At 44.1% G+C, this 16,312-nt stretch carries 15 protein-coding genes; 6 read left to right on the top strand and 9 right to left on the bottom strand.

All coding sequences use genetic code 11. The annotated features are described in order from the left end of the window. Positions 1–24 precede the first annotated feature (24 nt). Positions 25–1,167 carry an AI-2E family transporter gene (locus tag ACTXGJ_RS02520; RefSeq protein ID WP_439240137.1) on the bottom strand — a complete coding sequence of 381 codons (1,143 nt, stop codon included), beginning with the start codon at positions 1,165–1,167 and terminating at the stop codon, positions 25–27. 989 nt (positions 1,168–2,156) lie between these two features. Between ACTXGJ_RS02520 and ACTXGJ_RS02515 the strand changes: the two genes are divergently transcribed. Next, the gene (locus ACTXGJ_RS02515; protein ID WP_443564998.1) at positions 2,157–3,869 is read left to right on the top strand and encodes an NAD+ synthase; all 1,713 of its coding nucleotides are present in this window, start codon (positions 2,157–2,159) and stop codon (positions 3,867–3,869) included. A 146-nt stretch (positions 3,870–4,015) separates the two neighbouring features. After that, a complete protein-coding gene (gene paeA, locus ACTXGJ_RS02510) occupies positions 4,016–5,290 on the top strand; it encodes a polyamine export protein PaeA (RefSeq protein WP_439240141.1) in 1,275 nt (424 codons plus the stop codon). 24 nt (positions 5,291–5,314) lie between these two features. On the opposite strand, the gene ACTXGJ_RS02505 is transcribed toward paeA, so the two are convergent. Next, on the bottom strand, positions 5,315–6,025 hold the full coding sequence (locus ACTXGJ_RS02505; RefSeq protein WP_443564997.1) for a YggS family pyridoxal phosphate-dependent enzyme: 711 nt from the start codon (positions 6,023–6,025) through the stop codon (positions 5,315–5,317). A 248-nt stretch (positions 6,026–6,273) separates the two neighbouring features. On the opposite strand from ACTXGJ_RS02505, the gene ACTXGJ_RS02500 reads away from it, so the two are divergent. After that, entirely contained in the window at positions 6,274–7,311 is a 1,038-nt protein-coding gene (locus tag ACTXGJ_RS02500) for a type IV pilus twitching motility protein PilT (protein WP_439240655.1), read from the top strand. Positions 7,312–7,437: 126 nt separating this feature from the next. After that, complete coding sequence (locus ACTXGJ_RS02495) at positions 7,438–8,559, top strand: PilT/PilU family type 4a pilus ATPase (RefSeq protein ID WP_439240145.1); 1,122 nt, start codon at positions 7,438–7,440, stop codon at positions 8,557–8,559. 89 nt (positions 8,560–8,648) lie between these two features. On the opposite strand, the gene fur is transcribed toward ACTXGJ_RS02495, so the two are convergent. After that, the gene (gene fur / locus ACTXGJ_RS02490) at positions 8,649–9,080 is read right to left on the bottom strand and encodes a ferric iron uptake transcriptional regulator (protein WP_439240147.1); all 432 of its coding nucleotides are present in this window, start codon (positions 9,078–9,080) and stop codon (positions 8,649–8,651) included. A 300-nt stretch (positions 9,081–9,380) separates the two neighbouring features. Here fur and ACTXGJ_RS02485 point away from each other — a divergent pair, with 300 nt between their 5' ends. Beyond that, positions 9,381–9,827 carry an outer membrane protein assembly factor BamE gene (locus ACTXGJ_RS02485; RefSeq protein ID WP_443564996.1) on the top strand — a complete coding sequence of 149 codons (447 nt, stop codon included), beginning with the start codon at positions 9,381–9,383 and terminating at the stop codon, positions 9,825–9,827. On the opposite strand, the gene ACTXGJ_RS02480 is transcribed toward ACTXGJ_RS02485, so the two are convergent. The 4 genes from ACTXGJ_RS02480 to ACTXGJ_RS02465 form a co-directional block, all read right to left on the bottom strand. After that, positions 9,824–10,231 (bottom strand): RnfH family protein, encoded by a 408-nt coding sequence (locus ACTXGJ_RS02480; protein WP_443564995.1) that lies wholly within the window; start codon positions 10,229–10,231, stop codon positions 9,824–9,826. The two genes, ACTXGJ_RS02485 and ACTXGJ_RS02480, sit on opposite strands and share 4 nt — an antisense overlap. Then, on the bottom strand, positions 10,207–11,370 hold the full coding sequence (locus ACTXGJ_RS02475; protein WP_443564994.1) for a hypothetical protein: 1,164 nt from the start codon (positions 11,368–11,370) through the stop codon (positions 10,207–10,209). The genes ACTXGJ_RS02480 and ACTXGJ_RS02475 overlap by 25 nt, the downstream gene beginning before the upstream one ends. Before the next feature lie 246 nt (positions 11,371–11,616). Continuing rightward, positions 11,617–12,285: a c-type cytochrome gene (locus ACTXGJ_RS02470; RefSeq protein WP_439240153.1), complete on the bottom strand. Its 669-nt coding sequence runs from the start codon at positions 12,283–12,285 to the stop codon at positions 11,617–11,619. A 301-nt stretch (positions 12,286–12,586) separates the two neighbouring features. After that, positions 12,587–12,922: a c-type cytochrome gene (locus ACTXGJ_RS02465; protein WP_439240155.1), complete on the bottom strand. Its 336-nt coding sequence runs from the start codon at positions 12,920–12,922 to the stop codon at positions 12,587–12,589. 261 nt (positions 12,923–13,183) lie between these two features. On the opposite strand from ACTXGJ_RS02465, the gene yihA reads away from it, so the two are divergent. Beyond that, positions 13,184–13,942 carry a ribosome biogenesis GTP-binding protein YihA/YsxC gene (gene yihA, locus ACTXGJ_RS02460; RefSeq protein ID WP_443564993.1) on the top strand — a complete coding sequence of 253 codons (759 nt, stop codon included), beginning with the start codon at positions 13,184–13,186 and terminating at the stop codon, positions 13,940–13,942. 113 nt (positions 13,943–14,055) lie between these two features. On the opposite strand, the gene ACTXGJ_RS02455 is transcribed toward yihA, so the two are convergent. Together ACTXGJ_RS02455 and ACTXGJ_RS02450 are read right to left on the bottom strand one after the other, a co-directional pair. Further along, positions 14,056–14,760 (bottom strand): HAD family hydrolase, encoded by a 705-nt coding sequence (locus ACTXGJ_RS02455; RefSeq protein WP_443564992.1) that lies wholly within the window; start codon positions 14,758–14,760, stop codon positions 14,056–14,058. A 57-nt stretch (positions 14,761–14,817) separates the two neighbouring features. Further along, on the bottom strand, positions 14,818–15,828 hold the full coding sequence (locus ACTXGJ_RS02450) for an RluA family pseudouridine synthase (protein WP_439240162.1): 1,011 nt from the start codon (positions 15,826–15,828) through the stop codon (positions 14,818–14,820). Between the last annotated feature and the right edge of the window lie 484 nt (positions 15,829–16,312).

The following is a 16,312-nucleotide window of genomic DNA, read 5'->3' as shown; positions in this document are numbered from 1 at the left end:
TTAAGCGGTGCCCAGGCTACAGTGCTAGCTTTGACTTCTGTTATCCGGCTTATCTGCTAGGGAAACAACACCATCGCCTGACAGTACCACATCTTGCGACGCAAAGATCTCGTTTTTATGATTAGATATCCACTCTCGCCATACTGCTAGGCCTATAGCTAATACCACTGGACCGATAAACAGGCCAACAAAACCAAAGGCTGTCAAACCGCCTAATACGCCGATAAAAATAATAATAAAAGGAATCTTAGTAGCGCCGCTAATGACGATAGGTCGAATCAAATTATCGACCCAACTGATAACTAATATCCCCCACAGCGCCAGACCAATGCCTTCTGTGGTATGACCTTGACTTAACAGCCAAATAGACACTGCTCCCCAAGCAAATGGCGTACCAAAAGGAATCAAAGCCACGATAAAGGTAATAATGGTTAAAGAAATAGGACTAGGAGAGTTTGAAAAATAGTAGCCGATACCTGCGAGCAAAGCTTGCGCCAATGCCGTTAAGCCAATCCCATAGACTACCGCCTGCGTCGTGGTACCGACAGAGTCGATATATCCATCGATACGATTACCGATGATATTACGCAGCGCCTGTCTGATCTGACGCATCAGGCTATTACCATCGCGGTAGAAGAAAAACAGTGTCATCAATGCCATACCAAGCTTTGCTAAGCTACTGAACACTACATCAAATGCCACTTTACCATAGTACAAATGCGACTGTATCCAGGTCCGGAACGCTTCAAGCGCGCTCTCAGGATCTTTATTGATACTCCAAAGGATATCTCTAATCTGCTGACCAATCACCGGTAAGTCTTTGATCGCGTCTGGCACATCTAGATAACCTGCCTTCACGCGGTAGATGATGTTGCTATATAAGCTGACCGCTTCTTGCTGCAAGATAAACACCCCAACAAGCAAAGGCACGCCTATAATCAAGCTAATGCTAACCGTCATAATGCCGGCGCTGACCCCTGAGCTGAACTGAGCCTTTTCATTAAAAAACTTATAAATAGGAAAAGTAACGTAAGCTAAAATGGCCGCCCATAGCGCTGGTATAATAAAAAACTGTATCACCTGAAAGCACAAAATAAACAATACCACTAGCAGCGTTATAGCCAGCAAGCGCTGAATAATAAACTCTTTTGTCCAGTTTTCAATCATAGCTATCAACCAAGAAGGCACCATAAAAACCGCGAGATTTTTATCGTAGAGTGTATAAATATAACGATATGGCGCCGCTAAAAGGGATGGCGCTCGTAAAGACTGACTCAATCAGCCGTATTTGCTTTTTCACGCGTAAGCACTACTGATAGTTATTAATGAATCCACTAGCGCTATTTCAGACAAAGTGCAACTTGAAGATACTATAAATAGAGTGATTATTAATAGATATAGTAAGTTCAGTATAAAAACGATAAAGCGGGACTGAGATGAATTTTACGCAGCCTCTGTCTGTGCAGGCACAGCACGCCAGGAAAATTTGTACCAGTTTCGCGTTGAAATATAATGTATCTGTTTTATTTAGAATCGACTATCACTCGTAATCAAAGATAGAATCCTAATAAACTAGTTTTACTTGCTTAAAGCTAAATCCTTTTAGTCACAGCAAGAAGGAGTAAAAGCCCAATCGTCGATGGCCATTATGCAGCAACCCTTTATAGAACAGTAATAGTATGTTGTAATTTTTACTTACAATTTTATGCCTAAGGTTGCTCAAGGCTAAAGATAAGCCGCGTTTTTAATGAAGGACCACTCTCTGGTAATAAGCCCAACTAGTCAATAAACCTGACTCAATTCATTACCCTTATAATGAATACTAGTCAGTCACTTACTGAGCTAAATGACCGCAGCATTCTCGTAGGCTTGGCAATTGATGTTATACTAAAGGCATTGTGCTCGTGTTTTAACCGCTATCAAATTACTACTCGATAAGATAGTTTTTAAATATTGTGGCTAGGATTTATTCTGTATTTGGATCTAGTATTTTAGATTGCTAAGGTTTATTTTTAACTATTTTAGCTTAGCAGTTTTACTGATAAATAACAGCCCTAACCTTAAGTGCTACTCAAAAAAATAAGAATTTATTTACTTTATTTTGCTCGACTTATAACAACTCACTACTCAGATAATATATCTATAGGAAAATAACAATGTCAAAAGACAACAACACAAATTCTGCTGATAAAGGTAGAGTTAATAATACTCCTGCGAATGCTGATACAGTCACCAATAATGCCGCTGACAGTGTCACTTTTGCGTTAGCACAATCGCATTTTTTGGTCGGCGATATCAATGCCAATACCGATAAAATGCGCAAACTGGCTATCGAGGCTCGCGAACAAGGCGCGGATGTCATCATTTTTCCAGAATTAGCATTGCTTGGCTATCCGCCGCAAGACTTATTATTGCGTCCTAGCCTCTCAGGCCGAGTCAAAAACGCTTTATCGGCGCTCAGTGATATTGAAAACATCGTAATGATCGTGGGCTACCCTCATGTCGATCATCATGGCACTTTTAACTCAGCAGCTATCTTGCATAATGGTCACCAAAAAGGCTTTTATCACAAGCAAATCCTGCCAAATTATGGTGTATTTGATGAGCGCCGTTACTTCGATAAAGGCCGTAACCAGGTTTTGTTTGACTATAAAGGTCTCACTATTGGCCTGCTAATCTGTGAAGACTTATGGGAAAAAGCGCCTATCAGCGATCTCAAAAAACAAGGTGCTGATCTGGTCATTAGTCTCAATGCTTCGCCTTTTGAGCTTGATAAGCAAGATAACCGTAAAGCCATGCTAGCTAAGCGCAGCAGCGAGCAACAGTTACCGATTCTGTATCTCAATGCTGTCGGCGGCCAAGATGATTTGGTCTTTGATGGCGGCTCGATGGCGGTGCAAGCCGATGGCACTATCGCTCACGAAGCGCCAAGATTTATGGATCAGCTCTTGCTAGCTAGTTTGAATGTCAATACTGCTACATTTAACACGCAGCAAAAAGCTCCGTTGAGCCTTAGCCGTGAGTCTGAGATGTATCAAGCCTTAGTCGTCGGTCTACGCGATTATGTCAATCATTCAGGATTCACTGGCGTGATTATTGGCTTATCAGGCGGTATCGATTCAGCGTTGACCTTATGTATCGCCGTTGATGCCTTAGGTGCTGACAAAGTCTATGCGGTGATGATGCCTTATGAGTACACCTCAAAGATCAGCTTGGAAGACGCGCAAGCGCAAGCTCGCCGCTTGAATGTCTCTTATACCGTCTGCCCGATCTTCGATGCCGTCGAAGGTATTCGCCACACTTTAGCGCCTCTATTCAATAAGTCACCGGCTGATACTACCGAAGAGAACATCCAAGCTCGCGCTCGCGGCGTTATCTTGATGGCTCTATCCAATAAGTTCGGTCATTTAGTGATTACCACAGGTAATAAGTCTGAGCTGGCAGTAGGCTACTCAACCTTGTATGGCGATATGGCGGGCGGCTTTGATGTGCTAAAAGATGTCTACAAATCACAGGTTTATGACTTAGCCAGTTATCGCAATCGCTTGGAGGACACGCCCGTTATTCCTGAGCGCGTCATTACGCGTCCGCCATCGGCTGAGCTGCGTCCTGATCAAAAAGATCAAGATAGCTTGCCGGACTACGATACTTTAGATGCTATCTTGACACTTTATATTGATGAAGATATGGGCTATCAAGAAATCATCGATAAAGGCTTTGAGGCAGAGCTAGTCGCCAAAACCATCAAAATGGTAGACAATAGCGAATACAAGCGTCTGCAAGCGCCAATCGGTACCAAGATTAGTCATAAAGCCTTTGGCCGTGAACGCCGCTATCCGCTGGTCAATAAATGGTCTATCAAGGGCTAAGCGCACTTTTAAAAAATAGTCGTCTCACTTTTATCATTAGCTGGGTGCTTGCCCAGCTTTTTTAGTTTTTATCGATAATTTTTTATTTAGTTCTTATTTACCTCCCTCTTATTATCATTGTTTTCTCTTTTATATCCGAGTACGTCATGAGCTTGCTAACTGCTAGTGTGTTTATCTTTATCCTAATTGCGCTGAGCGCTATTGTCTCAAGCTCGGAGTTGGCGCTGGCCTCCGCCCGTAAGATCAAGCTACAAGTCATGGCCAAAGAAGGTGAAGTACGCGCCCTTGACGTGCTGGCTATGCAAGAGCAGCCCGGTAGCTTTATCACCGTTGTACAAGTCGCACTAAACGCAGTGGCTATCCTAGCCGGGGTTATTGGAGAGTCAGCCGTTAGTCCTTATCTACAACATTTATTCGGCAATGAAACTGCTGCTTCTGTCGTGTCTTTCATAGTCGTGACGAGCGTGTTTGTCCTCTTTGCCGATCTAATGCCCAAGCGTTTGGCTATGTCCAACTCTGAAGCTATCGCGGTAAAAATGGTCCGGCCGATGATATTTTTGATTTTTATTTTCAAACCTATTATTTGGGTGTTCGATGGCGCAGCAAACTCGCTTTTTAAGCTCATGGGAGTGTCAACTATACGTCAAGATGAAATGACTTCTGAGGATATCTATGCGGTAATGGATGCAGGAGCAGAGGCTGGTGTTATCAAGCGGCAAGAGCACCACTTAATCGAAAATATCTTTGAGATGCAAGAGCGTACCGTCACCTCAGTGATGAATCCGCGCGAGCACATTGTCTATTTCGACACTACTACTAGCACCGAAGAAGTCGTTAGCGTGATGATTAAGCAGCCACACAATAAGTTTTTGGTCTGTAAGGATGATGATTTAGAGCATATTGTTGGCTATGTAGAATCGCGTACCTTTTTGGCTGCTGTGCTAGAGCAGCAAGAAGTCTGCTTGCTGGATAAGGCGCTGATAAAGCCGGCGCTGTATGTGCCTAATACCTTATCACTATTTGAGGTACTAGAGACCTTTAAATCGACCGGCGCTGACTTTGCAGTTATCGTAAATGAATATGCGCTCGTCGTTGGCGTGATTACCCTCAAAGATGTCATGAGTATCGTAATGGGTGAGCTCGTGACCCTTGAGGAGCAGCCTATCGTGCAGCGCACTGATAACTCATGGCTCATCGATGGGATGACACCGATTGAAGATGTGATTCGGGCTTTGGGTATTGTCAATTTACCGCACAGTCAAAACTACGAAACCATCAGCGGCTTTATGATGTATATGCTGCGCAAAATCCCCAAAAAGACCGATACAATCGAATACGCCAATTATCGCTTTGAGATTTTGGCAACACAGCACTTAAAGATTAATCAACTATTAGTCACTAAGTTCGATGAGGATGCTTGATGACGATACTTCAACTTAAAGACCTTAATCACGGGCGCCAAAAATAGCGCTACCAACGCGTACCATCGTTGAGCCATGCGCTATCGCCTCCGTCATATCGGCGCTCATGCCCATGCTAAGGGTATCCCATGAGGTCAGCTCTGGATGAGCTTGCTGCACCTCATCGAACAGCTGCTGTGTACGAGCAAAGGCATCGGTGTCCGCTTTGGCAGGGATAATCATCAGACCACGTAATTGTAAGCGCTCATAGCCTTTAACAGTCTCTATCAGCTCTGGTAATTGCTCAGGCGTGCAGCCAGATTTGCTGTCTTCATCATCAATATTGAGCTGAATGAGGACGTTGAGTGCTGGCATATTATCTGGGCGCTGATCATTTAAGCGCTTGGCGATAATGTCGCGCTCAAGCGTTTGCACCCAATCAAAATGCTCGGCGATATCGCGGGTCTTATTACGCTGAATACTACCGATGTAATGCCAGACAATATCTTGCGTCGCGGCGAATTCTCGCAGTTGAGTAATTTTCTCCAGTGCTTCTTGTAGATAGTTCTCGCCAAAATCGCGCTGACCCCTCTCCGCTAAAGCGCTTATCATCTCTACAGGTTTAGTCTTAGAAACCGCTAGCAGCTGAACATCATCTATACGGCGATGGCTTTGCTTGCACGCCTCTTGTACCTCTGCATTGACTTGTCGCCAGTTGCTTATTAGTTTACCAGTAGCCCTATTTTCAGTATTCATAAATGACTCAGTTATTTTAGATATTTTTTAGAAGTATTTGTTCGCGTCGTAGACTAAAAATGTCGACTTAGTCTATTTTTGCATTTTATTTATATAGCAGATGGTCATATAAGCCCAGTCTTGTTATTATATTGTTACATGAATTAACGTAAGCGCATGATTCGCTTATCTCAACTGTACTGGTCATGAATAACTGATTGCCAAGAACTGATCACTAGGAAAGCCTCACTATGACTGAAAAAAGCGCTATAAGTATCGAAGACTTATTGCAGTTCACCGTCAAGCATAAAGCGTCTGATCTACATATCTCAGCAGGAATGCCGGCGATGATTCGAGTCGATGGCGAGATGACCCGTATCAACATGCCAGCGATGAGCCATCAAGTCGTGCATCAGCTTATTTATGACATTATGAATGATAAGCAGCGCGCAGATTTTGAAGAGTTTTTTGAGACGGATTTTTCTTTTGCCATACCGAACTTAGCGCGCTTTCGGGTCAACGCTTTTAATCAAGATCGCGGCGCAGGTGCAGTGTTTCGGACGATTCCCTCAACCGTTTTGACTCTAGAAGATTTAGGAATGGGAGATATCTTCAAAAAAGTGTCCGACTTTAAGCGCGGTATTGTTTTGGTTACTGGCCCGACAGGTTCTGGTAAATCAACGACTCTAGCGGCTATGATCGATTATATCAATGAGACGCGTAAAGAGCATATCTTGACTATCGAGGATCCTATCGAGTTTGTGCATCAGTCTAAAAAAAGCTTAATTAATCAGCGCGAAGTGCACCGCGATACGTTAGGTTTCGAGCCAGCACTACGCTCAGCCTTGCGTGAAGATCCCGACGTCATTCTAGTTGGTGAGTTACGTGATCTTGAGACTATTCGGCTGGCGCTTACCGCTGCTGAAACGGGGCATTTAGTGTTTGGCACCTTGCATACCAGCTCAGCGGCTAAAACCATTGACCGCGTTATTGACGTCTTTCCGGCTGCCGAGAAGGACATGATTCGCGCTATGCTCTCAGAGTCTCTGCAAGCGGTTATCTCACAAACCTTATTACGCCGTAAGACCGGTGGCCGTATCGCTGCTCATGAAATTATGCTCGGCACCCCTGCTATTCGTAACTTGATTCGCGAAAATAAAATCGCTCAGATGTACTCATCGATTCAGACGAGTGCCGGCGACGGTATGATTACCCTCGACCAAACTTTAAAGAACTTGGTCAGCCGAGGTACGGTATCGCGAGAGGTGGCGCGCCCTTATGCCAAGCAGCCTGAGACTTTTTTATAGTAAGTTAAAGATGAATAGCGTTTTGCTAAATTAGCCAGTAACAAAGCTTGGGAAAGGATTTATAAAGCTTTTTAAACGTAGAGATTTTTTAATTTTATCATTTCATCATTATAGTTTAGGAAAACCATGGACTTCGAGAAACTGCTGCAATTAATGATTGCAAAAAATGGTTCTGATCTCTTTATTACCGCTGATGTCGCGCCTTCAATGAAGGTCAATGGTCAGATTTTTCCGATTGGTAAAACACCGCTCAATGGTGAACAGACCATGAAACTCGTCAAAAGCGTGATGACAGGCAATCAGCAACAAGAGTTTGAGAGCACGAACGAGTGTCAATTTGCCATTACCGATGAAGCACAGCAAGCTCGCTTTAGGGTCAGCGCCTTTGTGCAACGCGATATGGCTGGCATGGTTCTGCGTAAGATTGAAAGTAAGATTCCAACCGTTGAAGAGCTGGGTCTCCCCGACTCTTTAAAAGAGTTGGCTATGAAGAAACGCGGTATTATCTTATTGGTAGGCGCTACCGGTACCGGCAAATCCACTACTCTAGCAGCGATGATAGGCCATCGTAATAGACACTCGCACGGCCACATTATCACAGTTGAAGACCCTATTGAGTTTGTCCACGAACACCAAGGGTGTATCATTACCCAGCGTGAAGTGGGTATCGACACGCAGTCCTTTGAAGCTGGCCTGAAAAACACTCTACGCCAAGCGCCAGACGTCATTTTGATCGGCGAGATTCGTAACCCAACGGTGATGAGCTACGCCATCCAGTATGCTGAGACCGGCCATTTAGTATTTGCCACTTTGCATGCTAATAATGCTAACCAAGCTATCGATCGTATTATTCACTTTTTTGAAAGCAATCGCCATACCCAGACCTTTATGGATCTATCCCTGAACCTGCAAGCGATTGTCGCTCAGCAGCTCATTCCGACTGCTGATGGTGAAGGTCGGCGCGCGGCTATTGAGATTCTCTTAAACTCGCAATTAATCAGCGATTACATTCGTAAGGGTGAGATTCATGAAATAAAAAATGTCATGACTCGTTCGCGTGATAGCGGCATGCAGACTTTTGATCAGGCGCTATTTGACTTATACGAAAACGGGGAAATAGAGTACCAAGAAGCGATTAAGCACGCCGACTCCCCGAATGATTTGCGCCTACAGATCAAACTCAATAGTAAAAACAATAAACGTAGCTTTACGGATAACAGTGATAGCTTATCTTTGAATAACGGTTAATTTTATTTAATGAACACAAAAAAAGCAGCTTACTCTTTTGAAATAAGCTACTAAAAAGAGAAGCCGCTTTTTTGATGTGAAAGTATGACTTATCTAGCGTTGTCTTGGCATTCTTGATTATCACAAATGCCGTACAACACTAAGGAGTGACCTGATAGCTTGAAGCCATACTCTTTAGCCACTTTAAGCTGCTCTTCTTCGATGATCTCATTATGAAACTCAACGATTTTGCCACAGATGTCGCAAACCAGGTGATCGTGATGCTCCTCTTGAGTAATCTCAAACACCGATAAGTTGTTTTCAAAATTATGGCGCTCAACAATACCGGCTTGCTCAAATTGAGTCAGCACTCGGTACACGGTCGCTAGCCCAACGTCCTCCCCTTGCTCAATCAGCGCTTTATAGACCTCTTCTGCGCTCATATGGTGACGTTCTGCCTGCTCAAGTAGCTCTAATATTTTGACACGCGGTAAGGTTACTTTTAACCCCGCTTTACGTAATTCTTGATTGGTAATCGTCATAATATCCCTTCTGACTGTTAAGTCTTAACAAATAAGAATAAAGAAATCATTATTAAAGGCAATTAGCCTTATACTGACAAGTTTTAAAGCCGAAATAATGCGGTTATCAGTTGCTAGCATTATCTAGCAACTCTAACGCAAGTCTATGAATCTACACTATAAATCATTAAAAGCAACCTCAAGCACTGCGTAAATAATGTCGTAAGTGGTAGGCAATTGCAAGTAAATGACGTATCATTTGTTCAAGATTGCCGGCTAGAGTCGCCATAATGGCGATGCACCGTGCCCCACCCATTTTTTATGAGTCATCTTACCATGATAAAGTCATTAGTTCTCCGTACTCCAAATCTTTTATCTTCTGGCAAAGCTTCTTTACCAAAAACCTTTTTGCGTAAAGGACTACTGACATTAACCTTGGGCGCTAGCGTCGCCTTATCTGGTTGCTCGTTATTTAGCGTCTATACGATCGACTTGCCACAAGGAACTCCTATAACCCAAACGCAAGCGCAAAAACTGCAAGTGGGTATGAATCAGAACCAAGTGCTCTATATCCTGGGCAGTCCTGCTATTAGAGATACCCTCGCGCCCAATCGTTGGGATTATATTTATGACTATCAGGCCGGCACTGAAGGCAAGCGTAAAGGCATTGCTGATGTCAAAAATGCCAGTCAGCATCTAATCGTTTATTTTGACGAACAAGGTATCGTTACTCGTATCGAAGGTGTTGACTCTTTACCCACCTCTTAATTAGAGGACTTCACGACGCTTTTGCTTTTACGCTGAGACATAGGATCAGCGTTTAAGCTGCGATAGACCTCGATGCGATCGCTAGCTTGCAACTGATAGTTTAAAGGCTGTTTTTGCGCGTAAACGCCGACGTGCCAGAGCTTGGCTTTTGGCACCTCTATATCCGCCATCTGCTCACACCACACTGCCAACTCCTCAAACTGCGAGAGCCACCCTGCTTGTGCTAGCGCCTCATATAGCGTCGTGCCTATGTTTACAGCTAGCGATTTATAATGCTGGCGCTGCGCGGTTTCGGCATACGCCAAATATACAGTGATCATAGAGGCCTGCATCGAGGCTCTCGTACTAGCCGTGACCTCCTCTACTTCTATCTTATCCATCAGCTTGACCACGACAGTAGCCAACCGACAAAGGCCAATACCATCGCTAGCGGCACCACTAAACGTATCGCTATACGCCAAAGGTTGTATAGGGCTTCGCTACTAAAATTCAAAGCCTTACGTAAATGGCTAATCTTCATCTGCCAGCCGGCAAAGATAGATAAGAACAGTACCGCGATACTGCTTATTATGACTAGTAATCCCACTAGCCATATAGTCGGTACTGCTACGGCTAAGATCGCGACTAATATGAAAGCGAGCACTAAGCTGACTAGCAAGCCAAACTTATGCGCCAATTGCTGAGTACTATAATGTAGCAAATAGCTGGCGACAAACAATACCCCAAACCAATAAGACAACTGACCTATAGGTGGTAAAGTTAAGGCACTCGTTAATAAAGCGATGACCCCGACCACTAACTGCAATATCCAAATCGGTAACACTCGCTTCGTTGCCGGTAGCTTAGCTGATGTGCTACCAATAGAGAGGCTAGAAGCTGAAGTATTAGTGAATGAATTGCTTTGCTGATCGCTAGATACCGCGGTTATAGACTCTTTACTCACTAAGTGCTGTGCAAACCAATATAGCCCTGTACCTGCGCCGACGCTGACTAAAGCCAAAGCGACAGCTCGTGCCCACTCGCTTAGCGTAATATTAGTCATAGCAAAATCAATGCTCGGTAAGCCGTTAGCAAATCCTAACAATAACCCTAGGATAATAAGCCCTAAGCCAATAGGTAAAGTGGTTGCTGCAAGCAAGCTCAGTAATACTACAATGACGACTAAGCCGCCTGCTACTGCAAAATGGGGTAGATTAGGAGCACTATTTAGCTCCGTCAATGCTGCCAAAACGCCGCTACTTGCTCCTGATATGACGAGCGCGGCGATGACGATAGTCACTCCTGCTGCCAGCCAGCCAAAGCTACGCCACACTGGGCTAGCATCCGCTTCACGAGTCAGCTTTTGCATACCGGCTAATGGCGCCTCGACACTGCGGTAGGCTAAGGCAATCTCAGCATACACCACCGGTAACGATACCAATACCATCGCCAGTAACCACAGTAGCCAAAAATCAATCTGTCCTACTAAGTCCGGTGCAAACCAACGAAAAAGCAATAGCGGCAGTAATGCTGCTATAAAATAAGAAGCATAGCGGCTCATCATAATCTCAATCCAAACTAATCTAAGGTTAGGGCGGGTTAAACATTCATTAGACGGCACTGTCAGTACCACGGTAGAGTGTTCAATAGACCCTAGTAATAATACAAAAAATCCGCTTACCTTTAAACGGTATCATCTAAACAATAGTAAAGGTCATACAGCTATAAAAAAACCCCGAAAACGGGGTTTAATCATTTGACAATTATTATTTAAAGTAAGCGATCCACTCAGTCTATCTACTAAACAATCTTAATGAAGAGCGCTAATGTAGTCTGACAAAATGCGAATATCACGATCTGATAGTCTTGATGATACCATCTGCATCATGCCTTTTTCGCCTTCTTTATCCGCATCATTATAACGCTTTTGATCATCACCGGTCACATCGTCTTCACGACCAGCAGCACGGAACAGTTTGAGCTGATTGGAGATATACTCAGCGTGTTGCCCGCCTAGACGCGGAAAAGCGGCCCAAGTATTACCAGCGCCATCAGGACCATGACAACCGGCACAGCCAATAACGCCGCGCGACTTATCACCACCTAAGAATAGCTTCGTCGCTTCTTGGTTAGTAGCCGGATTAGCAAACCCTACGCCCCAAACTGGTTGTTCAGAATAGTAACCTGCTACGTTAGCCAGATCTTGCTGTGACAAGTTCGCCACTTGTGACTGCATAATACCATTGACTCGGTAACCTGATTTGAAGTTGACCAGTTGTTTATAGAGATATTTGACATTCTGACCACCTATGTTAGCTTGCGCAGGTACGACACTCACTCCATCGACACCGTGACAGGCAGCACACACTGTTTCAGCGATTTGTTTACCGGCATTAGCGTCATATTCAGGAACGATAATAGCAGCTTGGACGCTGTAACTTGCAACACATAAGCTGGCGGCAGCGATTAACTTTTTCATTGATACGAATCCTACTAACTCGGCGTAAGCATTGCTTGGAGTATTTGTAATATGAAGGAGCCAGATATCTGACACATACAGACATCTGACGCACAATTATCACTATGCTATTTATTAGCACAGTGACTTGCCTCTTTAGGTCTCAATTACAAGCCGCCCAGAAGTACTTACTAACATCAGGGTTTATTTGCGATTATTATAGCAAGACTTTGATGGATTTGCCTACTTAATCATCATACCTAAGGGTTTTTATCATGAGATTAGCCCCCTAAAAAGCCAACAACAAGGCATTAATTAACCCTTATTTACTCATGTAATCAATTAATTTACGATAGTCATCATCATTACACTCATCGCATAAGCCGCCCGCTGGCATCTGAATCATACCGTTTTTTACTGAGCTAACTAAGGCTGGCATCCCTTTTTGCTGTTTCAGCTTTGCCCAGGCCGCACTATCGCCTTTCTTTAGAGCACCTAGCGCACCGCTATCATGGCAGGCTGCACACGAGTTATCATAAGTAGTGGCAATATCAGCCACAGCAGGACTGCTCATCAGCATGCTACTTAGCATCACCGCAGCGACACTACCGCCCAAAGTACGACTGGTGTTTGCAACCGTTTTCAGTAATGAACGCATAAGACACCTCCTTTGGTGGATTGGTTGTTTTGCAACTGCACTTGCTAGTATTGTAACAATATATGTCATATTAATATAGTTTCCTCCTGTTTAATTATGGTACAGGTTATAGGAGGAAAAGCAGCAAGCCCTCGTATAGCTCAACATTTAGTGCCATTAATTAATTCACGCGCTTTGAGCAATCTCAAGTGCCTATTTGCTTTAATGTTGGGCTGTTATTGATATAATGCCTTTATTAATTATTTCAATAATGAGTCCGTTATGAGCACCCCTTACAGCGACGTTGCTAGTGAGCACGCCGCATTCAATACCAAATCGCGTCAACGTATTCAGCAAACTGAGTTTATGACCTCAGCGCCTACTTTTCGCCTCTGCCCGCCTGATGCTGGGTTGGAGATTGCATTTGCAGGGCGCTCAAACGCTGGTAAATCATCCGCTATCAATGCTTTGACCAATCAGCGTCAGCTTGCCCGCTCTTCCAAGACTCCAGGGCGCACGCAGATGATTAACTTTTTCAAAATCGGCGACACCGATAGACGCTTGGTAGATTTGCCAGGTTATGGCTATGCGGCTGTACCGCTGGAGATGAAAAAAGAATGGCAAGTAGAGCTAGAAGAATATCTGGTCTCGCGTGAGAGCCTTGCGGGGCTCGTGCTATTGACAGATATCCGTCATCCTTTGAAGTTCTTTGATGAGCAAATGCTGCACTGGGCAAAAGAAGGCGAGCTGCCCGTACATATCTTGCTAACTAAAGCAGATAAACTTAAATACGGCGCTTCCAAAAATGCGCTGCTAAATATGCGTAAGCATCTTAAAAAGATCGGCATAAATTGCAGCATTCAGCTGTTTTCAGCGCTCAGAAAAGAAGGGTTAGAGGAGCTAGCTGGAGTGATGGGGCATTGGTACGACTACAAGCTTGACGCAGACGGTATGTTACAGCAGCAAGCTAGCGAAACGGTTGTAACACAATCCGATGAGATTGAAGTGAAAAACTCTGTCAGTAATAGTAATGAGCACTAAAATGAGTAACCGATGAACCTGCTTATTTAAATACTGTTCATTGAGCAAAAAAACAGGCTACCTTATTGAAGATGAGGTAGCCTGTTTTTTAGGGTCCGTTTGCTATACTTTTGCTAACAAAACAGTAACTCGGCTAATGCTTCAGGAGTCTGCACCTGATAAGTGGGCTGCTGCGCGGCAAGCTCTGCATGAGTTGCAGTGCCGTAATCGACAGCGATGCTCGTCATTCCTAGACGATTTGCCATTTGGATATCATAGATACTATCGCCAATATAAACCGCACGACTGACCGGCTGTTTGCTAAAATTTAAAATATCATGAAGCATCTGCGGATCAGGTTTCGAGCCTGCTTCATCGGCGCAGCGGGTCATTATAAAATACTCATGACTAGCAGAGGCTGATATCACCCGATCAAGCCCGCGACGGTTTTTACCTGTCGCGACCGCAAGCTGTTTACCTTGAGACTTTAGATTCTTTAACATGGCTTCTATCGACGCAAAAAACGGCGTACGCGGGCTATTAGCAATATAATAATCGGCATAACTTTGCTGAATAGCCAACTGCTGCTCTGCGCTTGCCTGCGGGTAGAGTATCTCAATACCGCCTAGTAGACTTAGGCCTATGATATCTTTGATAGCTTTGTCGTTAGTAATAAAACCGTGCGCCTCGCCTGCGATGTGCATGGTTTCAACGATCAGCCCGATTGAATCCATTAACGTCCCATCCCAATCAAAGATAATCAGCGCTTTATGGGCTAAATGATGCTCAGGGCGTAAGTCATTGATGGGAACACTACGCTCAATAGTGGCTTGGGTCATAAATTGGCCTTTATTTTAACTTGCTTCTCACAGCTATAATCAATCGGATAGCTAGGTTTATTCTGGCAGCTCAGTTTGCTCAGGGAGCCAGTCCGCCATATCTTCCGGTAATGGCGCGGTAATCATCTTATAGCCAGGAATATCCAAACGCCAGGCATGCAAGCAGAGGCGGTGGACGCCAGATTTATCATGCACATGGTATTTATCATCGCCTAAAATGGCGTGACCAATATGTGCTAAATGTACGCGTATCTGATGGGTACGTCCCGTTAGCGGCTTAGCTTCTATTAAGCTGACGGGCTGCTCATTAATAGTGAAGCGGCTATGGACGATAATATCGGTCTGGCTGTCTTTGGCTTGCTCATCTTGTGTCTCGACTTTGACGCGGCGCTCACCGTTAGCTACCGTATAGCGCAGTAGAGGCGCGTCAATACGCTGCTCGCTCATCACTGGCTGACCTTTGGCAATACACAGATAATGCTTTTGAATGGTTTTATCGACCAAATGCTGCTGCAAGGTCTTGAGTGTTGAGCGTTTTTTGGAGATCATTAGCAGCCCAGAGGTATCTTTGTCAATGCGGTGGATCAGCTCCAAGTATTTTTTGCCAGTGACCTCGCGCATGGCTTCGATTACGCCAAAGTCAAGGCCACTGCCGCCATGGACAGCGATGCCTGAGGGCTTATTTAATACCATTAGGCCCTCATCCTCATAGACCACGCGCTCAAGCAGACTTTCAGCAAACTCAGTACTGATAATAGGCTTATCACGAGTAGCGAGCTGTACCGGTGCAATACGCACCACATCCTCGCGCTGCAGCCGATCATGAGCTTTGCAGCGCTTATTATTGACGCGTACCTCATCGGAGCGAATCATCTTATAGATATGCGCTTTTGGCAGACCTTTTAGACGGTTCAGCAAAAAGTTATCTAAACGCTGATCGTGCTGATGGCGAGTGACTTCTAAGTAATTAACCTTACCAAAATTACCAATTTCGTCGTCAGCGCTTTGCGGACGGGTTTTGCTATTGAATATCACAGGGGCTTCATGGTTAGGTTTATCATCGGTCATTGTAGAATTCGTCATTTTTAGTTAGGTATTTACACAAAGATTTGTTATAGTTTAGCATGTTGAGCACGGGTGGCGGTAATGTTACGCGTCTCATCCGATTTTAAAGCAAGATATTTGCTAATAAACCAAATACCATTTACTTAATACGCGCATAACGACAGCTTAAATAATAACTTATGTTTAAATTAGGACCTACAATCCTTTGTTTATTCATCAGCTAAGGTCGCGCTATTGAGCAAGTAAGAGTAGTTTGAACTGATAATGAATAGCTGACTTACTAAATTAGTTTAAAAAAACTATTGGCGGTCAAACAGATTTAACTGGTAGCGACGATATCCTACCTATAGCTTAGTAGCTATGTTAGTCCCTATTCGCCTCAACGTATAAGCATTAGTATTAACGATAAATATTAGTATTAACGCCTAAGATGTGCCCAAAAAGGCGTTTAACTTTGTTGCGAAATAAGATGACTGAAACTTGAATA

The sequence above is a fragment of the Psychrobacter sp. 1Y11 genome (genome assembly GCF_052259045.1).
GTDB lineage: Bacteria > Pseudomonadota > Gammaproteobacteria > Pseudomonadales > Moraxellaceae > Psychrobacter.
This window is presented reverse-complemented; position numbering and strand designations above follow the sequence as displayed.